3 protein-coding genes are annotated in these 3071 nt (G+C 72.4%); all 3 read left to right on the forward strand.

The genetic code is table 11. From position 1 onward, the window contains the following. A partial coding sequence (locus tag I5E_RS07125; RefSeq protein ID WP_031261783.1) for a transketolase-like TK C-terminal-containing protein occupies positions 1–633 on the forward strand: 633 nt, incomplete at its 5' end. A gap of 7 nt (positions 634–640) precedes the next feature. Continuing rightward, entirely contained in the window at positions 641–1867 is a 1227-nt protein-coding gene (locus I5E_RS07130) for a PucR family transcriptional regulator (protein ID WP_022906374.1), read from the forward strand. Positions 1868–2033: 166 nt separating this feature from the next. Continuing rightward, positions 2034–2975 carry an ACP S-malonyltransferase gene (locus tag I5E_RS07135; RefSeq protein ID WP_022906376.1) on the forward strand — a complete coding sequence of 314 codons (942 nt, stop codon included), beginning with the start codon at positions 2034–2036 and terminating at the stop codon, positions 2973–2975. Positions 2976–3071 lie beyond the last annotated feature (96 nt).

The following is a 3071-nucleotide window of genomic DNA, read 5'->3' on the forward strand; positions in this document are numbered from 1 at the left end:
GACGTCATGTACTACCTGACGGTCTACAACGAGCCGATCGTCCAGCCGGCGGAGCCCGAGGGCGTCGACGTCGACGGGATCGTCAAGGGCATGTACCTGCTCAACCGCAGCGAGCACGACGGTCCCAAGGCCCAGCTGCTCGCCTCGGGCGTGGCCGTGCCGTGGATCCTCGAGGCGCAGCAGCTGCTCGCCGAGGACTGGGGCGTGTCGGCCGACGTGTGGAGCGTCACGAGCTGGGGTGAGCTGTACCGCGACGGTCTCGCCGCGGAGCAACACGCGTTCCTCAACCCGAACGAGGCGCCCCGCACCCCGTACGTGACCGAGCGTCTGCTCGGCACCGAGGGCCCGGTCGTCGCGGTGAGCGACTTCATGCACGCCGTGCAGGAGCAGATCCGTCCGTTCGTCCCGACCGACTACGCCACCCTGGGTGCCGACGGCTTCGGCTTCTCGGACACCCGTCCGGCCGCCCGCCGCTTCTTCCACATCGACGGCCCGTCGGTCGTCGTGCGGACGCTGCAGCAGCTCGCGAAGCAGGGCAAGGTCGACGGTGCACTCGTGCAGCAGGCGATCGACAAGTACCGTCTGCACGACGTGACCGCCGGCACCACGGGCAGCGCGGGCGGCGAGAGCTGATCAGCAGGTGACGACGGTCCGACCGGACTCCGAGAGCCAGGAGAGCGCGCGCGAGCGGGCGCTCTCCTGGCTCCGTCAGGTGTCCGGGGAACTCTCCACCGCCACGATCAAGCGGCTCGAGGACACCCTCCCCTGGTACAGCGAGATGCCACCGGGGCGGCGCTCCGCCGTGGGACTCGTGGCCCAGGCGGGCATCACCTCGTTCATCAGCTGGCTCGAGGGCACCGCGTCGACCCCGTGGATCGCCGCGGCGGACGTCTTCGGCTCGGCGCCCCGCGAGCTCCTGCGATCGGTGAGCCTGCAGCAGACGCTCCAGCTCATCCGCGTGGTCGTCACCGTGGTCGAGGAACGCGCCAAGGACGACGAGATGCTGCAGGAGGCGATCCTCAAGTACTCGCGGGACATCGCGTTCGCGGCGGCCGACGTCTACGCCCGTGCGGCCGAGGCCCGCGGGCTGTGGGACGCCCGGCTCGAGGCGCTCGTGGTCGACTCGATCCTGTCGGGTGAGTACGACGACGAGCTGCCCTCGCGCATCGCGGCACTCGGCTGGCACGGTCACGGCGAGGTCGCGGTACTGGTCGGCAACGCGCCGAAGCAGCTCGAGGTCGACCAGATCCGGCGGACCGCGCGGCACATGGACGCCGACGTGCTGATCGGCGTGCAGGGGTCACGCCTCGTCGTGGTGATCGGTCGCGCCACCCCGCGTGACGACGTGCCCGAGGGCGAGGAACCGGTGTCGTTCACCGCCATCGCGCAGGCGCTCGAACCCTCGTTCGGCGACGGACACCTGGTGCTCGGCAACGAGGTCCCCGGCGTCGTCGACGCGTCCACCAGCGCGAAGGGGGCCCTGGCCGGCTTCGCGGTGGCCCGTGCCTGGCGTGGTGCCCCGCGTCCGGCGCTGGCGGACGACCTGCTGCCCGAACGCGCCCTCGCCGGCGACCCGCTCGCCCGGTCAGCACTCGTCCAGCGGATCTACGTGCCGCTCAAGGACCAGTCGACGGAACTCCTGCAGACGCTCTGGTGCTACCTCGACACCGGCCGCTCGCTCGAGGCCACGGCGCGGGAGCTGTTCGTGCACCCGAACACGGTGCGCTACCGGCTGCGCCGCGTGGCGGACATCATCGGATGGGACGCCACGCACGCGCGGGACGCCCTCATCGTCCAGTCCGCGCTCATCCTCGGCGCGATGTCCGAGTCGACGGCCGGGCGGCGCCGCATCCCGCACCGTCGGTGAACGCACCGTCGGTGAGCGCACCGTCGGTGAACGCACCGTCGGTGAGCGCACCGTCGGTGCCGGTCGGCGCACCCGGTCCCGTCGGTGGGAAGTGCACAATGTCTCGTGGACATCGCTGTGGGAAGTCCACACGGGTGCGGCGCGGGGCGACCGGCAGGATTGTCCGGTGATCGTCGTCGTCGCGCCCGGACAGGGCTCCCAGACCCCCGGCTTCCTCGCCCCCTGGCTCGAGGACGCCACCGTCCGTGACCGCGTGGGAGCGTGGTCCGAGGCCATCGGCATCGACCTCGCCGCACACGGCACCGAGTCCGACGCCGAGACGATCAAGGACACCGCGCTCGCGCAGCCGCTCATCGTCGCCGCCGGCCTCATCACCGCCGACGCCCTGCTCGCCGACGGCCGCCGTGCCCTCGTGGGCGGTGTCGCCGGACACTCGGTCGGCGAGTTCACCGCCGCCGGGGTCGCCGGCATCCTCGAGTCGACGGACGCCATCACCCTCGTCGCCGAGCGCGGTCGTGCCATGGCGGACGCCGCAGCGCTCGAACCCACCTCGATGGCAGCCGTGCTCGGCGGGGACGCCGACGCGGTCGCCGCCGCGCTCGAGGCGCACGGCCTCGTACCCGCGAACCACAACGGTGGCGGCCAGACGGTCGTCGCCGGTGCGGCAGACGCGATCGCCGCGCTCGTCGCCGACCCGCCGACCAAGGCCCGGGTCATCCCGCTCGCGGTCGCCGGCGCGTTCCACACCCGGTACATGGCCCCGGCCGTCGAGCGCGTCACCCCCGTGGCGGCCGACGCGACGGTGCACGACCCGACGCTGCCGATCTGGACCAACGCCGACGGCTCCCGGGTCGACGACGGCCGACGCTTCGTCGACCTGATGGTGCAGCAGATCCAGAGCCCGGTGCACTGGGACGCCGTGATGGAGTCGTTCGCGGCCGCCGGCGTGACCGGCATCATCGAACTCGCCCCCGCCGGTGCCCTCGTCGGCCTGGCGAAGCGCGGTCTGCGCGGCACGCCGACCGTCGCGATCAAGACCCCCGACGACCTGCCCGCAGCGATCGACCTGCTGCAGAGCGCGGGCCAGGAAGCAGACGCAACCGCATGACCGAGTCCTCCACCCCGTCCGTCGCGAGCGACCAGGCGGAGCCGAACCGCGCCTCCCGTCCGCTGCTCCAGCAGCGCCGGGGCCACGAGTTCACCC

It is taken from the genome of Curtobacterium sp. B18 (assembly GCF_000333375.1).
Lineage (GTDB): Bacteria > Actinomycetota > Actinomycetes > Actinomycetales > Microbacteriaceae > Curtobacterium.